25 protein-coding genes and 1 pseudogene are annotated in these 22,773 nt (G+C 37.4%); 17 read left to right on the forward strand and 9 right to left on the reverse strand.

Annotated elements, in window-relative coordinates:
• The first annotated feature begins 26 nt into the window (after positions 1 to 26).
• The 3 genes from CXF85_RS12740 to CXF85_RS12750 all read left to right on the forward strand — a co-directional run bounded on the left by CXF85_RS12740 (position 27) and on the right by CXF85_RS12750 (position 2,722).
• Positions 27 to 326 (forward strand): glutaredoxin family protein, encoded by a 300-nt coding sequence (locus CXF85_RS12740; protein ID WP_101229039.1) that lies wholly within the window; start codon positions 27 to 29, stop codon positions 324 to 326.
• 328 nt (positions 327 to 654) lie between these two features.
• Positions 655 to 1,785 (forward strand): helix-turn-helix domain-containing protein, encoded by a 1,131-nt coding sequence (locus CXF85_RS12745; RefSeq protein WP_101229040.1) that lies wholly within the window; start codon positions 655 to 657, stop codon positions 1,783 to 1,785.
• A gap of 19 nt (positions 1,786 to 1,804) precedes the next feature.
• Positions 1,805 to 2,722 carry a sensor domain-containing diguanylate cyclase gene (locus CXF85_RS12750; RefSeq protein WP_101229041.1) on the forward strand — a complete coding sequence of 306 codons (918 nt, stop codon included), beginning with the start codon at positions 1,805 to 1,807 and terminating at the stop codon, positions 2,720 to 2,722.
• Between the two features lie 31 nt (positions 2,723 to 2,753).
• Here the strand turns inward: CXF85_RS12750 and CXF85_RS12755 are convergent, their stop codons facing one another.
• Positions 2,754 to 3,521, reverse strand: a complete 768-nt coding sequence (locus tag CXF85_RS12755) for an SDR family NAD(P)-dependent oxidoreductase (protein ID WP_101229042.1) — start codon at positions 3,519 to 3,521, stop codon at positions 2,754 to 2,756.
• Between the two features lie 199 nt (positions 3,522 to 3,720).
• On the reverse strand, positions 3,721 to 4,065 hold the full coding sequence (locus CXF85_RS12760) for a winged helix-turn-helix transcriptional regulator (RefSeq protein WP_101229043.1): 345 nt from the start codon (positions 4,063 to 4,065) through the stop codon (positions 3,721 to 3,723).
• Positions 4,066 to 4,400: 335 nt separating this feature from the next.
• Here CXF85_RS12760 and CXF85_RS12765 point away from each other — a divergent pair, with 335 nt between their 5' ends.
• Positions 4,401 to 5,084 carry a hypothetical protein gene (locus CXF85_RS12765; RefSeq protein WP_101229044.1) on the forward strand — a complete coding sequence of 228 codons (684 nt, stop codon included), beginning with the start codon at positions 4,401 to 4,403 and terminating at the stop codon, positions 5,082 to 5,084.
• Positions 5,085 to 5,289: 205 nt separating this feature from the next.
• The gene (locus tag CXF85_RS12770; RefSeq protein ID WP_101229045.1) at positions 5,290 to 5,934 is read left to right on the forward strand and encodes a cupin domain-containing protein; all 645 of its coding nucleotides are present in this window, start codon (positions 5,290 to 5,292) and stop codon (positions 5,932 to 5,934) included.
• A 99-nt stretch (positions 5,935 to 6,033) separates the two neighbouring features.
• Here CXF85_RS12770 and CXF85_RS23130 read toward each other — a convergent pair.
• Positions 6,034 to 6,160: pseudogene (locus CXF85_RS23130) on the reverse strand (carboxymuconolactone decarboxylase family protein); the annotation flags it as partial.
• A 375-nt stretch (positions 6,161 to 6,535) separates the two neighbouring features.
• Here CXF85_RS23130 and CXF85_RS12780 point away from each other — a divergent pair.
• Together CXF85_RS12780 and CXF85_RS12785 are read left to right on the forward strand one after the other, a co-directional pair.
• Positions 6,536 to 6,904, forward strand: a complete 369-nt coding sequence (locus tag CXF85_RS12780) for a group I truncated hemoglobin (protein WP_101229046.1) — start codon at positions 6,536 to 6,538, stop codon at positions 6,902 to 6,904.
• 51 nt (positions 6,905 to 6,955) lie between these two features.
• A complete protein-coding gene (locus tag CXF85_RS12785) occupies positions 6,956 to 7,963 on the forward strand; it encodes an FAD-binding oxidoreductase (protein WP_101229047.1) in 1,008 nt (335 codons plus the stop codon).
• Positions 7,964 to 8,097: 134 nt separating this feature from the next.
• Here the strand turns inward: CXF85_RS12785 and CXF85_RS12790 are convergent, their stop codons facing one another.
• Positions 8,098 to 8,925 carry an AraC family transcriptional regulator gene (locus tag CXF85_RS12790; protein ID WP_101229048.1) on the reverse strand — a complete coding sequence of 276 codons (828 nt, stop codon included), beginning with the start codon at positions 8,923 to 8,925 and terminating at the stop codon, positions 8,098 to 8,100.
• Positions 8,926 to 9,110: 185 nt separating this feature from the next.
• Here CXF85_RS12790 and CXF85_RS12795 point away from each other — a divergent pair, with 185 nt between their 5' ends.
• The 8 genes from CXF85_RS12795 to CXF85_RS12830 all read left to right on the forward strand — a co-directional run bounded on the left by CXF85_RS12795 (position 9,111) and on the right by CXF85_RS12830 (position 14,416).
• On the forward strand, positions 9,111 to 9,590 hold the full coding sequence (locus CXF85_RS12795) for a YHS domain-containing (seleno)protein (RefSeq protein WP_101229049.1): 480 nt from the start codon (positions 9,111 to 9,113) through the stop codon (positions 9,588 to 9,590).
• A gap of 37 nt (positions 9,591 to 9,627) precedes the next feature.
• A complete protein-coding gene (locus CXF85_RS12800) occupies positions 9,628 to 9,957 on the forward strand; it encodes a thioredoxin family protein (protein ID WP_157829100.1) in 330 nt (109 codons plus the stop codon).
• 24 nt (positions 9,958 to 9,981) lie between these two features.
• Complete coding sequence (locus CXF85_RS12805; RefSeq protein ID WP_101229051.1) at positions 9,982 to 10,266, forward strand: BufA1 family periplasmic bufferin-type metallophore; 285 nt, start codon at positions 9,982 to 9,984, stop codon at positions 10,264 to 10,266.
• Positions 10,267 to 10,324: 58 nt separating this feature from the next.
• Positions 10,325 to 11,290 (forward strand): DUF692 domain-containing protein, encoded by a 966-nt coding sequence (locus CXF85_RS12810; RefSeq protein WP_101229052.1) that lies wholly within the window; start codon positions 10,325 to 10,327, stop codon positions 11,288 to 11,290.
• Positions 11,283 to 12,125: an HvfC/BufC N-terminal domain-containing protein gene (locus CXF85_RS12815; protein WP_101229053.1), complete on the forward strand. Its 843-nt coding sequence runs from the start codon at positions 11,283 to 11,285 to the stop codon at positions 12,123 to 12,125. The genes CXF85_RS12810 and CXF85_RS12815 overlap by 8 nt, the downstream gene beginning before the upstream one ends.
• Before the next feature lie 117 nt (positions 12,126 to 12,242).
• Positions 12,243 to 12,707 carry a DoxX family protein gene (locus tag CXF85_RS12820; protein WP_101229054.1) on the forward strand — a complete coding sequence of 155 codons (465 nt, stop codon included), beginning with the start codon at positions 12,243 to 12,245 and terminating at the stop codon, positions 12,705 to 12,707.
• Between the two features lie 71 nt (positions 12,708 to 12,778).
• Positions 12,779 to 13,267, forward strand: a complete 489-nt coding sequence (locus tag CXF85_RS12825; protein ID WP_269801179.1) for a LysR substrate-binding domain-containing protein — start codon at positions 12,779 to 12,781, stop codon at positions 13,265 to 13,267.
• Between the two features lie 342 nt (positions 13,268 to 13,609).
• Positions 13,610 to 14,416: a substrate-binding periplasmic protein gene (locus CXF85_RS12830; RefSeq protein ID WP_101229055.1), complete on the forward strand. Its 807-nt coding sequence runs from the start codon at positions 13,610 to 13,612 to the stop codon at positions 14,414 to 14,416.
• A gap of 212 nt (positions 14,417 to 14,628) precedes the next feature.
• Here the strand turns inward: CXF85_RS12830 and CXF85_RS12835 are convergent, their stop codons facing one another.
• Together CXF85_RS12835 and CXF85_RS12840 are read right to left on the reverse strand one after the other, a co-directional pair.
• A complete protein-coding gene (locus CXF85_RS12835) occupies positions 14,629 to 15,732 on the reverse strand; it encodes a metalloprotease (protein WP_101229056.1) in 1,104 nt (367 codons plus the stop codon).
• 86 nt (positions 15,733 to 15,818) lie between these two features.
• Positions 15,819 to 16,736 carry an EamA family transporter gene (locus tag CXF85_RS12840; protein WP_101229057.1) on the reverse strand — a complete coding sequence of 306 codons (918 nt, stop codon included), beginning with the start codon at positions 16,734 to 16,736 and terminating at the stop codon, positions 15,819 to 15,821.
• A gap of 198 nt (positions 16,737 to 16,934) precedes the next feature.
• On the opposite strand from CXF85_RS12840, the gene CXF85_RS12845 reads away from it, so the two are divergent.
• Positions 16,935 to 18,371: an aminotransferase-like domain-containing protein gene (locus tag CXF85_RS12845; RefSeq protein WP_101229058.1), complete on the forward strand. Its 1,437-nt coding sequence runs from the start codon at positions 16,935 to 16,937 to the stop codon at positions 18,369 to 18,371.
• Between the two features lie 112 nt (positions 18,372 to 18,483).
• On the opposite strand, the gene CXF85_RS12850 is transcribed toward CXF85_RS12845, so the two are convergent.
• The 3 genes from CXF85_RS12850 to CXF85_RS12860 all read right to left on the reverse strand — a co-directional run bounded on the left by CXF85_RS12850 (position 18,484) and on the right by CXF85_RS12860 (position 21,635).
• Positions 18,484 to 19,518, reverse strand: coding sequence for an NADP-dependent oxidoreductase (locus CXF85_RS12850; RefSeq protein ID WP_101229059.1), 1,035 nt, complete (start codon positions 19,516 to 19,518; stop codon positions 18,484 to 18,486).
• A gap of 152 nt (positions 19,519 to 19,670) precedes the next feature.
• Positions 19,671 to 20,852 (reverse strand): iron-containing alcohol dehydrogenase, encoded by a 1,182-nt coding sequence (locus tag CXF85_RS12855; RefSeq protein ID WP_101229060.1) that lies wholly within the window; start codon positions 20,850 to 20,852, stop codon positions 19,671 to 19,673.
• A 96-nt stretch (positions 20,853 to 20,948) separates the two neighbouring features.
• Entirely contained in the window at positions 20,949 to 21,635 is a 687-nt protein-coding gene (locus tag CXF85_RS12860) for a type 1 glutamine amidotransferase domain-containing protein (RefSeq protein ID WP_101229061.1), read from the reverse strand.
• Positions 21,636 to 21,817: 182 nt separating this feature from the next.
• On the opposite strand from CXF85_RS12860, the gene CXF85_RS12865 reads away from it, so the two are divergent.
• Entirely contained in the window at positions 21,818 to 22,729 is a 912-nt protein-coding gene (locus CXF85_RS12865; protein ID WP_101229062.1) for a LysR family transcriptional regulator, read from the forward strand.
• Positions 22,730 to 22,773 lie beyond the last annotated feature (44 nt).

Genomic DNA, 22,773 nt, shown 5'->3' on the forward strand with positions numbered 1-22,773 from the left:
TGAAAAATAATATTAAGGAAAAACGCATGACTTTATCACTAACACAACCTAAAAACCTGGCACTTTATCATTATGACAGTTGTCCTTTTTGCGCAAAAACACGACGGGCTATTGATAAACTTGGTTTGGAAATAGAACTGAAAAACATTCAAACAAACCATCAGCATCGAATTGATTTACAACACGGTGGTCATAAAACACAAGTACCTTGTTTACGTATTGAACAAGCCAAAGGTGATACTCAGTGGTTATATGAATCTGATGACATTATTAACTTTTTAGCAAAACAACAAAATGAGCTATTTAATTTAGCATTGACCGCATAACTAATATAAGAATCAATGCCGACGTTGCCATTATTGGTATCGTTGGAATACGTACTTAACACAAGATGTGAAAACTGAACGGGTTTGTGCTCTTTAGCTTAAATATGTATTGAGTAATAGCAGACTATTAGGATTGCAACCTACGCCGTTATTGAATATTTAGACCATTTAAAAATGCTCTTTGAGTAGTGTTCTTAATCAGAAAAACAGTTCAATAAAAATACCCTAGCGTTTAATTTGTATAAGATCGTACGTAGATTAAGTGAGTATGACCTTAATTGGTTAGAAAAAGTCGTCGCTGGTTAATGTTAACACTCCAGAAAAGTCTATGATTAAGGTAGAGATTGAAAGCGCTACCGCAGTTATTAGTTTATCGAATACTAATTGTGAATTATATGAGATAAACCTACATTGGAAGTCTATGGAATCGGCTAAGAATCTAAGTTCTGAAATCACTCACCCTGAAAAATATAGTTATGCGACTAAACAACGCGTAGATGGCAGTTGGATTAGACTTATTTATATTGCTTTGAAACAACAAGATTTACCCGCAGATAATCTATTAGCGTCGGTAGGCCTTGAAGTCTCTACTTTACATGAATTAAATTTTACTCATCGAGAGATAGTACTAAAGCTTTACGATAGCATTGACATGTATAACGGCTTAGATGCCTTACCTATTTCAATCTATGAGGTTTTTCAACTTCACTTTTTACGTTATACCGGTGTGATAATAGCTGATGCTAAATCTGTTAATGATTTACTAGAAAAAATTATCTTTGCTAGTCAACAAATGCACGAACTGATTAAAGTAGTAACCACAGTTAAGGCAGACCACACTTCATTAGTTATTTCATCGCGAATGGAATTATATAACTTACATAGAACAACATTAGAAATTGGCATTTGTTTAGTGCATAAAATGATAAATCAAATGTTTCCTTTTAATTCGAATATTATTTCAAATGTAATTATAGACTTAAAAAGTAAAAGGAAATGTTTCGAAAATGTATTTGATTGTCCTGTTATTTATAATGACAGAGCTGAATATACTATTGTTTTTAACAACAAAGCATTAGCTACAACAAATGTATTCTCAACTCACTCCATTAGTTTAGAACCCTTTATAGATAACAAATTCTCAAAATCAGAGTTTAAAGTATTTTCTGATATTGAGCGTTTAATTGTAGAAAATATTGCTTCGAACAACCTAAATATCGTTTTTGTAGCTGACAAAATGTATGTCAGCGTAAAAACATTACAACGCCAATTAAAGCGCTTTAATACCGACTTCAGTACTTTATTAAAAACCAACAAAATTAAACATGCACAAACGTTGTTAAGAGAAGACAAATTAACATTAACGCAAATTACTTATAAATTAGGCTTTAACTCCCCATCGAGTTTTTCTAGGGCGTTTAAGAAGTGGACTGGTGTTTCGCCGTCGGATTATCAATAAGAAAATAACTTGGTGAAGGGTGAAGGATCATGATGTTAACTTTATTATCAATGTTGGTACTCCCTTGTTTAATTTAAGTCATCGCGTTAATAAGCCAATATCCTTGTCTAGAAGTATTTTAGATGTCATGCCTATCCCTGTGGCAATATTTGATGTGGACTGTAAATTACTTCATGTCAATATGGTTTTTTCTCAATGGTTTATCCTTAATTCATTTGGGCTTGAAAGCCTCGAACATACATTAAATATAATTAATGAATTAATGTCTGATGAGCTGGAAATAATTTTATCAGATGTCATGACGAATAAAGAAAGTCACTACATCAAAGAAATAGTCATTCGAACTAAAATAAGCCAGCACAAAACGTGTAAAACTTCTTTCGCCAATATTTATTGTAATAATAAAAGTCATGGCGTGATTATGTTTTTTGAGGACAAAGATCATGAAATTGAAAATATAGCGCTGTATAAAGAGCAGGCTCAATTAGATCAACTCACCCATACATTGAATCGTTTCGGCTTTTACGAAGCATTCAACCGAGTTACCCATCAAAGTATCAATCACCAATTTCTTTACGCTGTGATGATTGTCGATATAGATAAATTAAAAGTACTCAACGATCTTAAAGGTCATCAATATGGTGACCTTATAATACAAAATACCGCGCAAGGTCTTTTAAAAGGATTGAGAACAGAAGATATTTTGGCGCGATGGGGTGGAGATGAATTTATCATAGTACTCACTAATATATTCTCTGTAAATCATGTAACAAAATTGTCGCAACGACTGGCAATGGGTGTCACTGAATATAACGTAGGCCAAAAAACACCTAGCTCAATCTCTTATGGCCTCGCGGTTTGGAAAACACACGGTGAAACATTAGATGATTTAATTGGTTTCGCAGATAAAATGATGTATGAGCAAAAAAAACAATAAATAACAACCACCTAATGAATATCTTATCGATTTAATTTCGCCCCGCCATCACACCACCATCAATATCCCAAATAGCCCCTGTTACCCAAGATGTATCTGACGATAATAAAAAACCGATGGTATTTGCGATATCTTCAACGGTTCCTATTCGTCCAATAGGATGGAATGCATTAAAGCCAGCCAGTGCTTCATCTAACTCTGTTGGTTCAATAAAAGAATGATAAATAGGCGTTTTCACAACGGCTGGTGATACGGCATTAACACGAATGTTATGTTCGGCTAGTTCCATTGCCATGTGTTGAGTTAAGGCATGTAAGCCAGCCTTTGCCATAGAATAAGCCGAAGAGGGTGTCGCTTTAATTGCTTGTTTAGCCCACATTGAACCAATATTAACAATGCTACCACCGCCCTGCCCTTTCATATTTTCCGCAGCAGCTTGAGCAATAAAGAATGTTGCTTTGTTCAAATCCATATAGGTATTATAGTCATCAACATCATGCGCTAAAAAAGCCTTAGGGCTAAAATATCCCGCGGCATTGACCAAATAACTTAACCGAACATCCTCTTGATTAATATACGATAGTAATTTTTTTAAATCGGCGCTTTGATAAAGATCAGCCTGAATAGCCGACGCTTTTCCTATCTCATTTAGCTGCGTTAATGCTAGCTCTAGCTTTTCGGCATTACGACCAACAATAATAACTTCGACATTATTCTTAACTAATAATGTCGCCGTTGCTAAACCCATACCACTTGAGCCACCAATAACAAGTGCTTTTCCTTGATAAATAAAATTCATCATTTTTCTCCTATTAATCATTTATAAAGTTAAATAAATACCAGTAAATGATAAGGAGATATAATGACTAAGAAAAGTAGGTACTATTTAGTAAGCTAAGTACTTATTGGTATAGTTTACTGAATAATAAAGAAAAGTTATTTTAAATTAAATGTATCATCAAAGGTAAACCTATAAGTTTATAGTTTTACCGTTAAGGTTATAAAGTACTGTCATCGATGTCTGCTTGAAGTTTTTCTAATTCGGTCAATATGTTAATAAATTTATCGCCAAACCTTGTTACCTTATACTCAACACGAGGCGGAACTTCATTAAACGTTTCCCGTTCAAGAATACCAAACTCTATATTGCGCTTTAAGCAGGTATTTAATACTTTGGTGGTTAATCCTTCAACACTTCTCACCATTTCGCCGGGTCGATTAATATCATTATTTAGTAAGCTATAAACGGTGAGTGACCATTTGCAACCGACAATCGTTTCAACCATGCGAGCAGACTTTTCAGGAGCTGATTTTCTTGAAAATTTAATGTCCTTATTATTCATAAAGATGTACCTTAAAGTGCTTACCAAACCATTTTGTGCGTACTTGGTGTAGTATTTAATAAGCGATATTATTCCGCCAAAGATAGTTACTGTTATGAAGTCTTCTTAACAATAATTCAAGTGTTTTACCTAATGGTATTAAAAGAAAATCAATGCGACTAATGAGGCCCCATCAATTATTACGAAGTTAATTCAACAAGTTAATATGATAACTCTCATATGATAATTATATTTAAATCCAATGAATGATTACATTGCCCACTAAGCTATTTTCAGATAGTGTAACTTTTTAGCTATAACAATCACAATAACCCACTAGGAAGAATGGCGACGGTATGGGCATAGTATTATTTAATTTATGGTTTGGTATTGCTGTACTGTTATTGACCTTAATTGCATTTTACTACCATTTAAAAAACGTCAGGAAAGCACGGGAATTATCTGAAGCTAATGTTATATTAAACGATAAGATTGAACGTTTATCTATGGGTGATATTGATTACCAACTTCTTATTTTTCAAGGTTACATAGATGGACTCGCTGCTTTCACAACATTTAATAAAAATTACTCGTTAAGTTTGTTTGAATTAACAAGTAATTTTCAACACGCCTTAGAAGTAGCTGTTTCAACATTCGATGGTGAAATAGTTTCCCAGTCGTCCAGTAAAGCTTCAAATGTTGAAAGCTTTTTAAAGAACAATTTATATAGTGAATTTATTTATGAAAGTGAAATTCACTATCACCTTGAAGAGCTAAATCACCAAGTTTTAAATAAATTTTCACAACTTTATGTCATGGATAATAAAGAAGGTAGTGCTAAGGATAATGCGAACGCCTCCGCCTGCTTAGCAACTAGTTGGCAACAAGATAGCTGTATTCTAGAACTCGATATATATAATGACAATGGTCGAAGGAAAAAAATTAAAGCAACGGCATTAGTATTGAAATTAAAAAAACATGCCCTACTTTTGATGGTTCCTGAACGAAAAGGTATTACCGTTCCTAAGTTGATAAAGTAGCTTAACGAACTTCAGGTCAATAACTATATGAAAATTAATCCCTTATTATTCATGAAGATGTACCTTTAAGTACTTACCAAACCAATTTGTGCCTACTTGGTGTCGTAGTTAATAAGCGATATTATACCGCCAAAGATAGTTACTGTTATGAAATCTTCTTAACAAGAATTCAAGTGTTTTACCAAATGGTATTAAAGGAAAATCAATGCTCAATATGAACTTCAATGAACAAGTCTTCATTAATACCCATGAACAACCTTGGGTAGCTAGTCCAAAATCGGGTGTATGGCGTAAACCTTTAGCCAGAGAAGACGCAGAGAGAGGCCATGCAACAAGCTTAGTAAAATTCGAACCCGGTGCTAGCTTTAGTGAACATGATCATCCGCTAGGCGAGGAGATCCTGGTATTATCAGGCACCTTTTCTGATCATACCGGTGATTATCATGCAGGTAGTTACTTTAGAAATCCTGAAGGGTTTCGTCATGCGCCTTTTAGTAAAGACGGCTGCATATTGTTAGTAAAACTTCATCAATTTAAAGCGGGTGATAATGAACATGTTGTCATTGATACCAAAAGTAGAAATTGGTCACCGGGCATGGGTAACTTAATGGTTATGCCATTGCACAGCTACCAGGGTGAATCCACGGCGCTAGTTAAATGGCCTAAAGGAGAACGGTTTCAACCCCACAAACACTTCGGCGGCGAAGAAATATTTGTTATCAGTGGCGAGTTCATTGATGAGCATGGTCGCTACCCTGAGGGTTCTTGGCTTCGTAGTCCCCATTTAAGCGAACACTTCCCCTATGTAGAGCAGGAAACAATCATATTGGTTAAGGTAGGACACCTCTAAAAACCTAGTTTACTATGCGGACCTTTACGCAAATAATTATCTCTATAAAGGTCCAAACAGTAAGATATTTCAATGCTCACCTAAGATTAATTATTTTGATCAAATGAACGCTTCAAACGCTTTATCAACTGGCGTATCAGCTAAATGATTAATGTAGTTACTCATCACTTTTTGAGAAATCCCTAATGCTATTTGCTAACAATTGGCGGTTTTCATAACCCGCTAATAAAATCAGGTGAATTGGTACATATCATGCCAAAACTTACTGGCCCAATATAGCCTTTATATGCCGTGCATGCCTACCAAAGAGAAAAACCAATTCACTTAACTCGCTTCCATCAATTAGTGTGTAATTATTTTAATGAGTTATGAATGAGTATACCTACTCGCTTTTAATACACGATTTAGAATATCGTGTAACTGTTCAGCACTTTTATATCCGCCATTATCTACATTACATTACGACCAATAATTGTATGATGCTCCGTTATCGTTAATTTAATTAACTTCTAACCTCAATTGGATCATTTAAATATCTTTACTACAATAAACACACAAATATAAATTAATTAATTAATTCAAAACCATAAAGGAAAGTTAAATGAGTGATTCATTATTTGAAAGAGTTGGTGGTGAAGGGGCAGTCAATGCAGCTGTCGATATTTTTTATCGTAAAGTATTGACTGATGATTCAATTTCCCAATTTTTTGAAGAAACCGATATGGACGATCAAATTGCCAAGCAAAAGAGTTTTTTAACCATGGCTTTTGGTGGTCCGAATGAATATAGCGGCACTGATATGAGAAAAGCGCATGCGCCATTAGTTGAAAAAGGTCTAAATGAGGCTCACTTTGGTGCCGTGGCGGGTCACCTTCAAGCAACGTTAGCAGAATTAGGCGTGCCTGAAGAATTAATAGGTGAAGTGATGGTTATTGCAGGTAGCACTCATGATGATGTATTAGGCCTGTAATTTCAAGGTACAACATTACTTAATTAACTATCAATTAAAAGATAATATGTTTTGATTTTTAATAATAAAAACTATCAACCGACGAGTAACGAAAGTGTATTGGAATGTCTACTTCGATATGACGTTCCAGTTGATTACTCATGCAAGACTGGAAATTGCCAATCTTGCATGCTTAAGTCAACACAAGGCGAGATAGATAAAGAAGCACAAAAAGGATTAAAATCAACGGCTATTGAACAAGCATTTTTCCTAGCCTGCCAGCAGAAAGCTGAAACTATTCAAGCAGTCGAACTGATCGATCAAGAACTTATTTTTAGTCACGCAAGGCTCGTTGATAAAAAATTATTTTCCGATAATATTTGTCAATTAATTATCGAACCTGTTAGCCCGCTCTATTATCATGCCGGTCAGTTTATTAACCTCAAAAACGCTCAAGGTATCGTCAGAAGTTATTCAATCGCAAGTATTCCAAGTAAACAACAATTTATTGAACTTCATGTTTATAAACAAGCCAACGGTGTGATGAGCAATTGGCTTTTCAAAGAATTTACTATTGGTGATAAGATTGATTTTCAGGGTCCAATTGGCGAATGTTTTTATACGTCAGAAAATAAGAACAACCCCATGATATTAATCGGCACAGGAACAGGTGCAGCGCCACTTATTGGTATTGTAAGAGATGCAATAAAATCTGGCCACCAAGGTTCAATCTTGTTCTACCATGGCGCGAGGAATTTTTCCGGTCTGTATTTACACGATATATTGTCTAAGTTAGATAAAGAACATTCAAATTTCACCTATCGTCCTAGTATTTCCCGTGACGAGGATTCGATATCAAACCTAACGGAAAATGATTCACCCATAAAAATTGAGTTTGGTCGTTGTAACGAAATTGCGATAAAAGAAATTCAACCGACATCAGAAACAACACTCTATTTATGCGGTAATCCAGACATGGTTAATAAAACACGGAAAAAAGCTTTTTTAGCCGGTATTGCATCTAAGAATATCTATATTGATGCTTTTGAATACAAAGATTTAAGAAAAAATGACAGGTGAATGTTAATATTTTATAACACCAATACTCAGGTTTTTCTTTTTACTGACGATTTCTCTCATCAGCAATATTGATTAAATCGGCATTATTATTCAAGCGTTAGTCAGCATATAAATAACGATAGTAAATGTTATGACTACTTCCTAAATTTCATTAACCATTCTTTTGGTGATAACCCTGTCTTTTTCCTAAATACTCTAGCCAATGCTGAGCCATGTTCATAACCTACCGCATTAGCGACTAAGCTAACCGGTTTATCTTTTTTCAACAAACCCTGTGCGATAGCAATACGTAAATCGGTTAAGTAATCGCTAGGCGCTTGACCAATAGTGTCTTTAAATAAAGCAGCAAACTTTGCCCGTGACATTAACGCAGTTTCAGCCATCACTTCAATCGTCCACGGCTCTTCTGGTCGCTGGTGCAACGCTGACATTAATGTTGATAATTGCGGATGCGCCATGCCAGCTAACATGCCCTGAATAACGATGCCCTCTTTAATGACATGTCGCAGTATTTGTATCAAGAAAATGTCACCTAGCTTATTCACGATCATTTGTTGACCCGCTTGTTCGTTAAACGCCTCTTCAAACAACCAGTGTGCCGTTTTTCCTACGGGATCATGATCTTCAATGTTCAAACAAATAAACTTTGGTAACGCATTGACCAATGCAGAGCCACTGCCCGAATGAAAATCAACATCGACACACACTAATTCAGCTTCATCTGATTCACTGGCAATCACTTGATGTTTAGTGGGACCCGGCATAAAAATAACCGATGGTTTATCTAGGGTCACTTTATGCCCTTCTTCACAAACAATCGTTAGCACCCCTGACTTTAATAAATGCAAATGACCTTTTTTACTGTCAGCACCACCTAGGCTTTGTATGCCACATAAATTACCGCTGAAAAAGACATCGGCATTAAAAGAAAGGTTTTCTAAAATCTGGCTTAATTGATCCATAAATAACTCTGTTAGACGATTGGTTTCAAGTTAAAGACTCATAGCGGCATGCGCCTTTTTCATAGTTGTTAAAGTAACCCCATGACGAAGAGCAGTGAATATTACGCCCTCTCAGTCTACACAATAATTTACGTACAACAAAACGTTGCACTCTTTTTACCACATAAACATCAAAGGATCTTTTAATGAATATAACAACCCTAATTAAATCTGTCGCCATCGCCGCAACTTTAGCTATCAGCAGTGTAAGTTTTGCTGCCGACATTGATGTAAGTACCAATGCGAATGATTTAGCTATTCATGGTTATGATGCCGTTTCATACTTTACTGACAGTAAAGCAACCAAAGGTAATCAAAAATACACCGCTACTTATAAAAGCGCTATTTATCAATTTAGCAGTGAAGAAAACCGTAATGACTTCAAGAAAAACCCAGAGAAATTTGCCCCTCAATTTGGCGGATATTGCGCTATGGGTGTCGCGTTAAATAAAAAATTAGATACTGATCCTACGGCATGGAAAATCGTCGACGGTAAACTTTATTTAAACCTAAATAAAGCGGTACAGAAGAAATGGTCTACTGACATTCCTGGTTACATCACTACCGCCGATAGAGTTTGGTCTGGTATTCAAGGTGTATCCGTTGCGCAGTTAAATGCTGAGTAATGTACTTAAAAAGTTTACCTCAGTTAAGACAGCCTCGGTGAAAGAAGATCTCAACCTACAAAGTCTTAACTGGTGCGAACATGAAAAAACATGGGTACTGTTTTATTTCAGTACCTCATGGTGTGCGCCCTGTAAAACTATGGCGCCACTTATGGATGCGATATCGGACCATTATTCAGAGCATCTAAAAGTGGTAAAAATTGATGTTGATGAGCAAATACAATTAGCGAAGCAACTGGAAGTGACAGGCGTACCAACACTGGTGTTATTAAACCAATCGGGGCATAAATCTCGATTAATAGGCGGCGTAAATACTAAGAGCATTAACCGCTGGTTAGATGAACAACTTAATCAACCGAGTTTTTAAATACAACTATATTGAGGTTTCATTATGAATAATAAACAACTACTTGCTAGTGCAGCGCTTGCTGTAGCCCTTTCGACCGTCGTTACTGCGCCAGCTCAAGCGGCGAGTAAAGAGAAATGTTATGGCGTAGCTTTAGCTGGCCAAAATGATTGTGGCAACTTAGCAGGAACGCATTCATGTGCAGGCCAATCAACATTGGATAATGATGCCGGTGAATGGAAACTTGTTGCTAAAGGTACTTGCGAAGACATTGGCGGCTTATTAAAAGCAGCAGCCAAGAAACGATTTGAAAATAAAAAATCAAACTAATAACACTTGTGATTAGTTATTAGCCGTTGTGGAAATCAATATTACTGGAGTTGAACAGATGTCATCACCAAGACGAGATAAAAATTCAAAGTCAGCCGTACTTATTGGCGTTGGATTAAGACATCAACACTTTGCTGATGCATTAACAACGCCATCAAATATTGATTTTGTTGAAGTACACTCAGAGAATTTTTTTGCACAAGGCGGCGCTACACAAAGTGTATTAGCTCAAGCCAGTGAAAAATATGCTATTAGTTTACATTCAACGGCTATCGGCTTGGGCTCCGCACAAGGAGTGCCAAGCCACTATTTGCAAAAGTTAAAACAGTTAGCGAGTACTTGCAAACCAATATTAATGTCAGACCATGCTTGCTTTAGTTGGAGTCAATTAAAGGGCCAACAAGTGCATGCGGGTGATTTATTGCCTTTAGCCTACAACGTGCAAACCCTTAGGGTGCTAGCGCATAACATTGACCGTGTTCAGCAATATTTAGGTCGCTCATTGTTAGTGGAAAACTTATCCGCTTACATTCAGTTTCCTCAAGCATATATGTCTGAGACTGAATTTTTAGTAACGCTGTCAGAGTTAACTGGCTGTAAATTATTAGTCGATTTAAACAATATTATAGTTACTGCAAACAACATTAATGCTGAAAATCCCTTAGCGTATGCTCAACAATGGTTAGCCGATATTCCAACGACTATGGTCGGCGAAATTCATCTGGCTGGTTTTACTCCCGTTAATGAAGGTGCATTGGTTATTGATGACCATAGCCAAGCCGTCTCAAGCCAAGGATGGCACCTATATCGCAACGCATTAGAGCGTTTCGGTAAAGTCCCCACCTTAGTTGAATGGGATAATAACTTGCCTAGCTGGCAAAAATTAATCGCAGAAGCAGACAAAGCGAGAGTTATTGCCGAGCAAGTTTTTGGCGACAGTAATTCAACAAAAGCGAGAGAACTTAACGGGGCACTTAACAATACATTTAACACTGAGATTAAGCGTGAACTTGCCCATGAATAACAACGACTCAAAAGACAACTCGCTGCAAAGTGATTTTGAGCAAGTCGCACAACAACAGCAAGCGCTGATAGCAACCATATTTCCACCTGCAGATGATGCCGTGATTGGTGATTTCGACCCTCGTGGCATAGCAATATATCGCAATAATTTATTAGCGACCGCTCAACAAGCACTGGCGATAAATTTCCCGACTGTTTTAACGTTAATCGGTAAAGATTTATTTAATTATGCTTGTCGTGAATTATTAATCACCTCACCGCCTAAACACGGTGATTGGGCACTTTGGGGGGAGAGTTATCCGACAATACTCTCTGGTGTAGCACAATTATCTGACTACTCTTTTGTTGCTGATATTGCGCAAATAGACTGGTTTAGGCAACAAAGTATGCGCGCCAAAGACACGGTTATTGAACAAACAAGTCTACAACTATTGGCTACACACGATATAGATGAACTTTATATAGAACTATCGCCGAGTCAATCTTGTATGGACTCTCGTTATCCAGTGATCGAATTTTGGTCGTCAAATCAACCAGCTGATGAATCAGACGCTACCGAGAATAACAGACAGCAATACCTTAATACCGCGGTAGAAAAGTTAGCACAAAGTGATTTTTCACAGCAAGTACTGATATATCGACCTCACTTTAACGCTGAAATACGCGAATTATCGATAAGTGAATATCATTGGCTAACACTGATAAACCAGGGGGTAAGCATAGGTAAGGCGTTAGACATAATGAGCAAAAATAACAAGCTTGAAAATGACTTTGACTTCGCCCAGTGGATTGGTCAAGCGCTTGAACAAAACCTTATTAGTCGCTTGAAAGTTTAACCTCCTGAGTAAAGCACTAGCTCGAAGAACAAAACTCTCACTCGAAGAAGAAAGCACTAACCACAATAATTTAACCAGCAAACAACACAACAAATTTACTAGCCAAGGAAAACTATCATGACAACAATTACTCAACGATTTATTCAACCTTACAGCCAAACTAGCCAACTGCTTAATTATTTACAGCCCATTGCATTACTTGGCGCAAGGCTTTACGTAGCTTGGGTATTTTTTGCAGCTGGACTCACCAAACTAAGAGACTGGGATTCCACTTTATTTTTATTTGAAGAAGAATACAGCGTGCCGTTTATTCCCTTTGAACTGGCTGCTTATTTAGGTACTGCCGGAGAGTTAATATTACCTGTGCTATTGGTACTAGGCATAGCCAGTCGCTTTAGTGCCTTGGGCTTAACCGTTGTTAATATTGTTGCAGTAATTAGTTTATCAGAGATTGCGCCAGCGGCACTTTACTCACACGTTATATGGGGCTTACTCTTATTACAGATAGTGCTATTTAGCGCAGGGAAATTATCATTAGATAACGTATTTAAAATAGCATTATTGAAAGATAAAATAAGTTAGAAAAAATTTTGTTTAAGTAGCGATAATAACGCCAGATTCCCCTGTGAGATAAAAGAGCTATTGATCTAACGATTTTTTATCTCAAGCGGCGCGAAGCTGATATTGCCATTCGAAGTTTTCACCCAACGCAAAATGATTTAATCGCTAAAAAAATAGGTGAAGAAGTTATTTGGCTTTACGGTACGCAGGAATACTTAGATCAGCTACCGATAATAACCAACTTCTCGGAACTTAAAGATATACAAATCATTGGTTTTGACAGTAGTTCACTAACTGATGTGCTGAATAAACAAGGTTGGCAATTATCAAAACAAAACTTTTCACTGATTACATCATTCCAATTATTACAGCTCGCACTATGTAAAGAAGGGCAAGGTGTTATTTTCTATCCTGAACAGATGGGCGATATAGAGCCTACCTTAGTTCGTGCGTATGAACATTTGGGTCCAGTAATGACGCTGCCTGTTTGGTTGGTGTGTCATCAAGAGTTGCGGACCAGCCTTAGAGTTCGTCGGGTATTTGATTTTATTGCCACTGAATTAAGTGACAATTTTTATTAAAAAAGGGGTTATACCTCATTCAGAAATAAGTTTAACATTCCCTTTTACCACAAAGAAGACATTAGCAAAAAATGTTAGATTGTAATTTGGATTAGATTTTGTATCGATAACACCTCAAAAAGAGATCCTGATTATCTAATATTGCCAACATAACGGGGAAAAATATAAGTGATTACTTGGAAGAAAAGACTCAAGCGGTTTGTCTGGATTGATATTTAAAATATAAATATGGTGTTCTCCAAAGTTAAACCAATCAATTCTAGTATCAAGCAGTGAATACCTTGTAATGCCCTTCTAACAAGCTATTATTAACAAGACATCACCACTGCAAGTAGGACTTATATGATTATTAATGGAGCTAATAAAATTAAGATGCCTAATTTATTTACTCCTAATATGCTAAGAAAATCCCCCCTTAATATGTTGTTACTTTTCCTTTTAACATTGATGATAGCTTTTTCTTCTTTTTCTCAAGAAGTAAAAATTAAAATAGCCATTGGCGACGACTTGCCTCCTTGGATACTTGGCAATGGGCAGTCAGGTATTTTAATTGATTTGGTTAGAGACTGCTTGAACTCTACCAATTATGAGCTAGAATTTATCGCCTACCCATATGCCCGACGGCTTGTTGCATATAAAAAAAATGATGTTGATGCAGTTATAAATATCAATACTAAGGTCATTGCCAACGAACAGTTGGTTGGATTTTTCACTGGCAATCTATATGCTTATGAAAATTTCGCTTTTTCCCTATCTGAAAACAACTTTTCAGTAAAAGAAATCAAAAATTTAGAGCAATATAGTTTGCTTGCATGGCAAGGTGCGATTAATCACCTTGGTGGCGAGTACGCCGATATGGCTAAAGGAAATCCAAGATATACTGAAACTAGCCGTCAAAATAATCAGGTGAGGATGTTATTTAGAAAGCGAGTCGATTTTATCCAACTTGATTATCAGATGTTCCGTTATCACAAAACAAAATTAATAAAGGCAAATGAGATTGACAGCAGACTAGATGTTTCATCATTCGCGCTTTTTGGTAAAAGCCCAAATGGACTGATGTTTAAAAATAAAGAATTAAGGGATATCTGTAGAAGTCAATTAGAGAAAGTTGAGATGAAAAATAAATATAAAGACATATCACCGTGAGTACACAGTTATGTTTAGCAGCATACAAACTATGCAACAGTATCGATATATTAGAAAATATATCGCAAAAAACCTATCTCTAAAGTCAGCAATGCGCACTTTCCAGACCATATTTCTCATTCTTTTGTAGGCACAAAAAACCAGCTTTATAGCTGGTTTTAATTAATGCTTATCAACAAAGCTTATATTCTATGCAAACGATGACTACTAGACTAACTAGCCAATATTTTAAGTGGCAGTGACAACGCACCATTGCCCGTTTGGCCAACAAACCAAATAATTGCACTTAAGCCACCTACAGTAAGTACATACCACAAGGCTGATACGATTTGCGCATATCGATTAAGCGGTAATAAATCACTTAAATGTCGACGTTTGTATTCAAAGAATATCTCAATGCTACCGATAGCCAGTAAAAATCCTAATAGCGCTAAACCAAAGTGATAACTAATATAGACACCTAATACAGCGCCTAATACACAAGCGACTAGACCCACTTTAGAGTTGATTGAAAAGGCGATACTTTTAAGTACATGGCCACCATCTAAAGGTAATACCGGTAACATATTAAATAAATTGAGTAGCGCATTAAATACCGCGAGTCCCGCCAGTATTTCTATATCGGTAAGCCAATATCCCACTAAACAAGCGAGAGATAATATCAAGCCAAAAAATGGCCCCATGATGGAAATTACAATATCTTGCCAGCGAGTATTAATTTTGTCATCGCTAAGGGCTAAACCACCAACAAAGGGGATGAGATAGATACCTTTAGTTTTCAAACCAAAGTATTTCATCGCCTTGATATGACCATATTCATGAAAAACTAAACAAAGGATAAGTGCGATGGCAAATTCAATTGAAAATAACCAGCTATAAGCCGCCAAACTACCGGCAGCAAATAATACTTTAATCACCTTGGCGCTTTTCAATAATTTTAAGCCAAGTCCTGCCATACCAACGAAGCTAAACTTCATCGGCTGCTTTTCACCTGGCATGACTTGACGTTGTTCGATATCTTTTTCATTAAGGCTATTTTCATGCAATAGCTCATTATTAACTAACAGTTTAAATTGCAAATCAAAAGGCTGCCATTGCAATGAACCACTCAGCTCGACGTGTAACTCGACCTGCTCAGTTTGTCCTTCACCCTCAGTTCTTAGGGTAAATTGATGTAAAAATGATTCACCATCTGCATTAGCATTAGCACTAATTTGCGAGACACATTGATCATCCCAAAAGAGTTGCTGCCATCCAGCCATTGAACCTTCTAACCGTAGCGTTTTGCCTAAACATTCTATTTCTAATAATTGCACTTAATTAACTTAACCTAATTCAACAATAATAAACCTTGCCCGATTATCGCTATATTTACTAATGCAGCAAGGTTTATCGATAAAAATTAACTTAACTTGGTTATTAATCTTTTTGTCGCTGCCTTATATTGCTGTAAGTACGCTTTCAGCTGTGCTGTTTTGATCAAACCAATCATTAGCCCAGCAATTACCAATATACAGGCTATCGCTTTCACCCAACCTATTTGCTCTTGGTAAAAAATAGCACTACCCAATAAACCAAAAATAGGTACCAATAAGGTTAACGGAGCAACGGTACTTAATGGATATTTCACCAATAAGCGATTCCAGACCCAGTAACCAAATAAGGTAACTGGATAGGCTTGAAATAACACAGAGAAAATAACAGAGCGATTAAAGAGTGAATTCAATGTTATTAATTGCTCAGGATCACTTTGTAAAAAAACCAGCGTAAATAGAGGTAACGGCGCAAACAACATACCCCAAATACTAAACGCAAAAATTTCTTGGGTGCCTGCTTTTTTGACAATAATACTGGTAATACTCCAAGACAAAGAGGCTATCAAAATAAGTATTAAGCCTAACGTTGTCACTGAGCCATCGGTTACCGATACACTTAAAACCAAACCCAGAATGGCAATAATACTGCCAACCACTTTCATGGCAGCAACGCTTTCTTTAAGTAAAAAATACCCCACTAACAAACTAATGACAACATTCATCTGCAACAATACCGAAGCCATACCAGCAGAAAGCCCTGCCTGAATTGACCAACTACCCATGCCCCAAACACCAATGGCGAAAATCAATCCATACCCCATTAAATACCGCCACTTCACCTGTGGTCGTTTAACAAAAAATACAGCAGGAATGACAGCTAAAGTGAAACGTAATGCTGTGAGTAACAGAGGATCAATTTCGCTGACGCCAAGTTTGATCACTGAAAAATTCAGTCCCCAAATTATCATCACAAAAATACCCAGTAGTAGATCTCTATTGTTCATTATTCGTCCTTATAATTCGTTTTTATAAACGTTGGTTCAATAGCAACTATTATTAATGAAAGTCAGAAAGAGAACAGATACAATTATAGAAATAAAAAAGAGTACAATTTATATTTCTATAATTGTCACAACGTAATAAAGTGGCAAACTGAAGTAACAACGGTAGCTTTAGTTCAAATTTAGAAGGTGAAACAAAGTATGAGATATATTGACCTCGCTCAAATGTATATCGCAGACATCAGCAGTGGAAAACTGTTGCAACATAGCCGTATGCCCTCATTAAGAAAATTTAGGCAACAGCACTTAATTAGTATGACTACGGCACTTAACTGTTACCAACATCTTGAATCCTTAGGCTGGATACTTGCTAAACCACAATCGGGCTATTTCGTTTGCGGGCAACGAACAGCTAATGAGAAACCCGAGCTTATTGCTTTTGAAAGCATCATGACAGCGCCAAAGTTACCTTCTGCAGATACTTTCGCTCAACAGAATAATTCGGTTAATAACGCGATTGTAGGTCCTCTAGGAGTTGCACGTATCTCTGCAGACTTTATCCCACTCGATAAATTACAGCACAGTTTTCGTCGGGCACTTAAACGACAAGGCAACAATATTAGTTTTTATCCTGATGTGCAGGGAGAAAAAATACTGAGGGATACACTCAGTACTCACTTTAAAAGTTATGACTTTCATATCCCCAGCGATGAATTGTTAATCACTAATGGTTGTATGGATGCCATTCGAACCGCGATAGAAATATGCACTGACATTGGTGATGCTATCGCCATAAGCTCACCTTGCTTTAATGGTTTATTAGACATGTTGGCGGCACTTGGCCGTAAAGTTGTCGAAATTCCGTCAACAGAGCAAGGCATTGATCTTGTTCAGCTTGAACAACATATGAAGAGTAATCAGATTAAAGCTGGCTTGTTTTGCACTTCTCATATGAATCCCCAAGGCATTTCTATGACCGCATTACAAAAGCAGCACTTAGTTAAACTTGCTGAAACGTATAAAATTCCGATCATAGAAGATGATGTTTATATTGAATTAGCACACAGTAAAGTGATGCCATTACCGGCAAAACATTGGGATACACAGGGTTATATTTTATGGTGTGGCTCTGTTTCAAAAACAATCGCCGCGGGTTATCGATTAGGTTGGTGCTGGCCAGGTCGCTTTGCTTCGCAATATTTACAAAAGCGTAAGTACTGTAATCAAGGCGTATCTTCGCCGGTGCAACTCGCCCTCGCTGATTTTATTAGTAATGGTGATTATGCTAAACACCTAAAAAAATTGCGTATCGCAATACAGCAACATACTTTAAGTTATCAACGTTACTTAACAAAAAACTTACCTGTTACCAGTAAAATCAGCTCACCTTCAGGTGGTTTTGTTCTGTGGATCCAGGTGCCAAATTTAAATGGCCGTAAACTACTTGAGCAAGCAAATAAAGAAAATATTGATATACGTATTGGTGAGCAATTTAGTACCCGTGACTTGTACCAAGACTACTTTAGGTTAAATACCGGTTTTACCATCACGGAAGCTAATGATAAGAATAATGACAATCAAGACGAAGTAGATAAACAACTTAACAAGTTGATGGAGTTAATAAAAGTAGCCAGCTAAAAATAGGCCTTTATTTTAGTCCGAAAATAACAGAGCTAATAGACACGTAACAGTTAATAGCAGTCATCAATATGATGGCTGCTATTAATACGTTGAAAGCTATTTATATAAGTTAGTCTGGTCCAACACGCACAACTAACTTACCGAAGTTTTCGCCTTTCAATAAGCCGATAAAAGCACTTACCGTATTTTCAAGTCCTTCAACAAGATGCTCTTTATACTTTATCTCGCCAGCCATTAACCACTGCACCATTTGCTCGCTAAATTCGTTATAACGATGACCATAATCATCAAAGACAATAAAGCCCTGCATTTTAATGCGCTTAACCAATAATGTACCCATTAATAACGATAGTCTGTCAGGACCGCTTGGTAATTCAGTAGCATTGTACTGAGAAATTAGTCCGCATAGCGGCACACGCGCACAGCTATTTAATAATGGCATAACAGCGTCAAACACTTTACCACCAACATTTTCAAAATAAACATCGATGCCTGATGGACAAACCGCCGCTAATTGCTCGGCTAAATTTTCACTTTTATGATCTAAACAATAATCAAAACCTAAGGTTTCAACCGCATAGTCACATTTGGTATCGCCACCGGCAATGCCTATCACTTTACAGCCTTTTAATTTCGCGATTTGGCCAACTAAGCTACCGACAGCGCCAGTTGCCGCAGCAACCACTACCGTTTCGCCCGCTTTTGGCTGACCAATATCAAGCAAGCCCATGTATGCTGTTAATCCTGGCATACCTAATACACCTAACGCATGTGATGGATTAGCCATATTGTTATCAAGTTTCAATAATTCACTGCCATTGATAACGCTGTAATCTTGCCAGCCACCAAAAGCAACAACCCAATCACCTTTGTTATAATCGCTATGGTTTGACTCTTCTACTCGACAAACACTACCACCAACCATGACTTCGTTTAATCCAACAGGGTCAGCATAAGATTTAGCATCATTCATCCGCCCGCGCATATAAGGGTCAAGTGAAAGAAAAACAGTGCGAAGTAATACTTCACCGGCTTTAGGTGTTGGTTTTTCGCTATTAACCAGGTTAAAGTTTTCAGCCGTTGGCGCGCCAAAAGGTCTTGAAGCCAAAACCATTTGGCGGTTTATATCAGTTGTTTGAGTCATGTTCATTCCTATTAAGAAAGAGCTAATGTAAAAAGGTAGTGCAAAACGATAGTATTAAGAGATATTAAAAAGTCTGCGTGTGAACCTTTTAAAATAATGCATTCGAAAATAATGCACACGCCACTTATGCCGGTCTTAATTATGATTAATCATTACAATGCTTGAGTTAAGATCTCACGGCTTATGTCTAAAGTAATATCGTCATGTTCGCCCAATGCCGTCATACCATGTTGCTCTAATCGTTCAATCAGTAAGTCGATATCTTTGCTAGCTAGATCCACGTGGGATAAACGTGTTGGTACTTGCATTGTTTCGAAGAACTCTTCAGTTAAACGGATCGCTTGGTCAATACGCGTATTATCATCACCTTCAGTTATCTGCCAAACGCGTGTCGCGTATTGTAATAACTTTTCACGTTTTTGCTCTTTACGAACTTTCATTACCGCAGGTAATACAATAGATAAGGTACGTGCGTGATCAATACCAAAAGCGCCCGTTAGTTCATGGCCTATCATATGCGTTGACCAATCTTGTGGCACGCCTGCACCGATAAGACCATTTAACGCCATGGTTGCTGACCACATGATATTAGCTCTAACTTCTAGGTTTTCTTTAGTGTCGGGGGCTAACGCTTTAGGTCCTTCTTCAATCAACGTTTGTAATAAACCTTCACTGAAACGGTCTTGCACTTTGCCATTAACGCTGTAAGTTAAATATTGCTCGATGGTATGAATAAAGGCATCAACGACACCATTACTGATTTGACGATCCGATAATGACAAGGTCACAGTCGGGTCTAACACGGCAAATAATGGACGAACTAAAGGACTAGCGAAAGGTAGTTTATTACCATCGCGTGTCACGACAGAGTTACCATTACTTTCAGATCCTGTCGCTGGCAAGGTTAATACCGCGCCAATCGGTAATGCTTTTGTTACTGCTTGCTGTTTAGCGAGAATATCCCAAGGGTCACTTACTACATCACTATCTTCACTATTACCTTCGTAAAGTGCGGCTGCGGCAATAAATTTAGCGCCATCAACAACAGATCCACCACCAACGGCAAGCAAGTAATCAATGTTTTCTGCTTTGATAATCTCTTGAGCTTTCATCAAGGTATCGTAAGTTGGATTTGGCTCGATACCTGAAAATTCAAACAGAGTATGTTCACTAAGGGCATCAATCACTTGTTTATAAACGCCGTTACCTTTAATTGAACCGCCGCCATAAACCAATAATACTCTTGCGTCTAAAGGGATTTCTTTTGAGATGACTTTAATTTGTCCCTCACCAAAATTAATCTTGGTAGGGTTTTGAAAGTTAAAATTTAACATATTGAATCCTGTACTTTTCTATAACAAATGAGGCGGCTAGTGTAGGTAAGCGAGTTAGCTACACTAGTTTACTATTCTGATTAACAGCTCTCGAAACTAAGCTGAAAGATGAGCCAATAATTTTTCAGCCGCTAATGCTGAACTTGCTGGGTTTTGACCAGTAATAATAAGACCGTCTTGTATTGCAAAGGCATGCCAATCTTCAGCTTTTTGATATTCGCCACCACGTTTAATTAATTCATCTTCAACTAAAAATGGCACTATTTCTGTTAATTGCACTGCATCTTCTTCGCTGTTAGTAAAACCAGTTACTGCTTTACCTTTAACAGCAAAGTCGCCAGAGGCTTGTTTTACATTTAATAAAGCGGCACTAGCATGACAAACAGTGGCAACGGCTTTACCTGCATTAAGAAAGCTTTCAATCAAAGCGATTGAGTCGGTATTATCCGTAAGATCCCATAATGGACCATGACCACCCGGATAGAAAACGCCATCAAAATCACTTTCATTAACTGAAGATAACAGTACTGTACTAGCGATTTTAGCTTGTGCGGTAGCATCAGCGTCATAACGGTCAGTGGCCGCAGTTTGGAAATCAGCTAATGTGCTTGTAGGGTCAATTGGCGCTTGTCCGCCTTTTGGTGTTGCCAAAGTTACTTCAACACCTGCATCAATAAATGCGTAATAAGGGGCTGCAAACTCTTCAACCCAAAAGCCTGTTTTTTTGCCAGTGTTGCCAAGTTCGTCATGTGAAGTCAGTACCATCAATATTTTTTTAGTCATTATCATTCATCCATTTATTTAACTGTTGGGAGTAAGTGTATGTTCGTTTTCATTATCATTTTCTATAGCGCTAGTATATGCCTAAGCCCTTAGGTGAACAATGCAGATAAAACTGACAACATTGTATCAATAATTGATACAATGTATTCTCACACATATATTACAGATGGCTAGGTAGTGTTATGAATGTTTCATTTGAACGACTAAAGAGTATGGTCGTTTTTGCGCAAGTTATCGAACAAGGCAGTTTAAGCGCGGCAGCAAAACATTTAGGACTCTCTCGAGCGGTAGTTAGTTATCACCTGAAAAAGCTTGAAGCACAACTCGATGTGAAATTGCTTAACCGCTCTACCCGCTCTATTAACCTCACTGAAGCAGGCCAAGCCTACTATGAACGCTGTCGTGTTATTGCCGAGCAAGCCAGTGCTGCTAATCAACAAATTGAAAATTATAAAAGTGAGCCTGTAGGATTACTTAAAATTACCTGTCCGGTAAATGTTGGTTTGCAAACGGTTGTGCCTGCCCTTAATGAGTTTAAAAAGATCTATCCTAAAATTGAACTGGATGTCATGTTAACTGATGAAGTGGTTAATATTATGAAAGAAGGAATCGATTTGGCCATTCGCGGAGCGCCATTACCTGACTCAGGTTTGCAAGCGAGTAAATTAGCCACACTTACAACATGTCTTTGTGGTGCGCCTGACTACTTTCTTCAATATGGACACCCCACTAAACCTGCTGATTTAGCTGAGCATCAATGGGTTATCTACAAATTGACTTCAGGGGTATTAACCTTAAAGAAAGGCAGCCGATCATTTAGTATTGCTACCCAAGGAAGCATTAGTACTAATAATGCCGCGGCTCGTACCGCATTTGTTGAAGCTGGTCATGGCTTAGCCCGTATCCCTACTTATGATGCTTGGCCAAAAATACAAGCGGGTACGTTAGAAACAGTGCTTGATGACTATACCTTTAACGATATAAATGTGTATGGTGTTTTCCCGCCGGGCACTGCCAATTCTAAAAAGCTTAGGTTATTGCTTAACTTTTTGAAAGAGTACTTTACCAGCCAAATAAGTATAAAAACGCCCTAGCTAACTTTAGACAATTTTAGCTGATCTCTTAAACATTCATTTGA

The sequence above is a fragment of the Colwellia sp. 75C3 genome (assembly GCF_002836255.1).
Classification (GTDB): domain Bacteria; phylum Pseudomonadota; class Gammaproteobacteria; order Enterobacterales; family Alteromonadaceae; genus Colwellia.

What these genes read in the sequence shown, in the direction of transcription:
- CXF85_RS12740 (WP_101229039.1), top strand. Translation starts at nt 27, where the DNA reads ATGACTTTATCACTAACACAACCTAAAAACCTGGCACTTTATCATTAT.
- CXF85_RS12745 (WP_101229040.1), top strand. Translation starts at nt 655, where the DNA reads ATGATTAAGGTAGAGATTGAAAGCGCTACCGCAGTTATTAGTTTATCG.
- CXF85_RS12755 (WP_101229042.1), bottom strand. Translation starts at nt 3,521, where the DNA reads ATGAATTTTATTTATCAAGGAAAAGCACTTGTTATTGGTGGCTCAAGT.
- CXF85_RS12760 (WP_101229043.1), bottom strand. Translation starts at nt 4,065, where the DNA reads ATGAATAATAAGGACATTAAATTTTCAAGAAAATCAGCTCCTGAAAAG.
- CXF85_RS12765 (WP_101229044.1), top strand. Translation starts at nt 4,401, where the DNA reads ATGGGCATAGTATTATTTAATTTATGGTTTGGTATTGCTGTACTGTTA.
- CXF85_RS12770 (WP_101229045.1), top strand. Translation starts at nt 5,290, where the DNA reads ATGCTCAATATGAACTTCAATGAACAAGTCTTCATTAATACCCATGAA.
- CXF85_RS12780 (WP_101229046.1), top strand. Translation starts at nt 6,536, where the DNA reads ATGAGTGATTCATTATTTGAAAGAGTTGGTGGTGAAGGGGCAGTCAAT.
- CXF85_RS12790 (WP_101229048.1), bottom strand. Translation starts at nt 8,925, where the DNA reads ATGGATCAATTAAGCCAGATTTTAGAAAACCTTTCTTTTAATGCCGAT.
- CXF85_RS12795 (WP_101229049.1), top strand. Translation starts at nt 9,111, where the DNA reads ATGAATATAACAACCCTAATTAAATCTGTCGCCATCGCCGCAACTTTA.
- CXF85_RS12805 (WP_101229051.1), top strand. Translation starts at nt 9,982, where the DNA reads ATGAATAATAAACAACTACTTGCTAGTGCAGCGCTTGCTGTAGCCCTT.
- CXF85_RS12810 (WP_101229052.1), top strand. Translation starts at nt 10,325, where the DNA reads ATGTCATCACCAAGACGAGATAAAAATTCAAAGTCAGCCGTACTTATT.
- CXF85_RS12815 (WP_101229053.1), top strand. Translation starts at nt 11,283, where the DNA reads ATGAATAACAACGACTCAAAAGACAACTCGCTGCAAAGTGATTTTGAG.
- CXF85_RS12820 (WP_101229054.1), top strand. Translation starts at nt 12,243, where the DNA reads ATGACAACAATTACTCAACGATTTATTCAACCTTACAGCCAAACTAGC.
- CXF85_RS12830 (WP_101229055.1), top strand. Translation starts at nt 13,610, where the DNA reads ATGATTATTAATGGAGCTAATAAAATTAAGATGCCTAATTTATTTACT.
- CXF85_RS12840 (WP_101229057.1), bottom strand. Translation starts at nt 16,736, where the DNA reads ATGAACAATAGAGATCTACTACTGGGTATTTTTGTGATGATAATTTGG.
- CXF85_RS12845 (WP_101229058.1), top strand. Translation starts at nt 16,935, where the DNA reads ATGAGATATATTGACCTCGCTCAAATGTATATCGCAGACATCAGCAGT.
- CXF85_RS12850 (WP_101229059.1), bottom strand. Translation starts at nt 19,518, where the DNA reads ATGACTCAAACAACTGATATAAACCGCCAAATGGTTTTGGCTTCAAGA.
- CXF85_RS12855 (WP_101229060.1), bottom strand. Translation starts at nt 20,852, where the DNA reads ATGTTAAATTTTAACTTTCAAAACCCTACCAAGATTAATTTTGGTGAG.
- CXF85_RS12860 (WP_101229061.1), bottom strand. Translation starts at nt 21,635, where the DNA reads ATGACTAAAAAAATATTGATGGTACTGACTTCACATGACGAACTTGGC.
- CXF85_RS12865 (WP_101229062.1), top strand. Translation starts at nt 21,818, where the DNA reads ATGAATGTTTCATTTGAACGACTAAAGAGTATGGTCGTTTTTGCGCAA.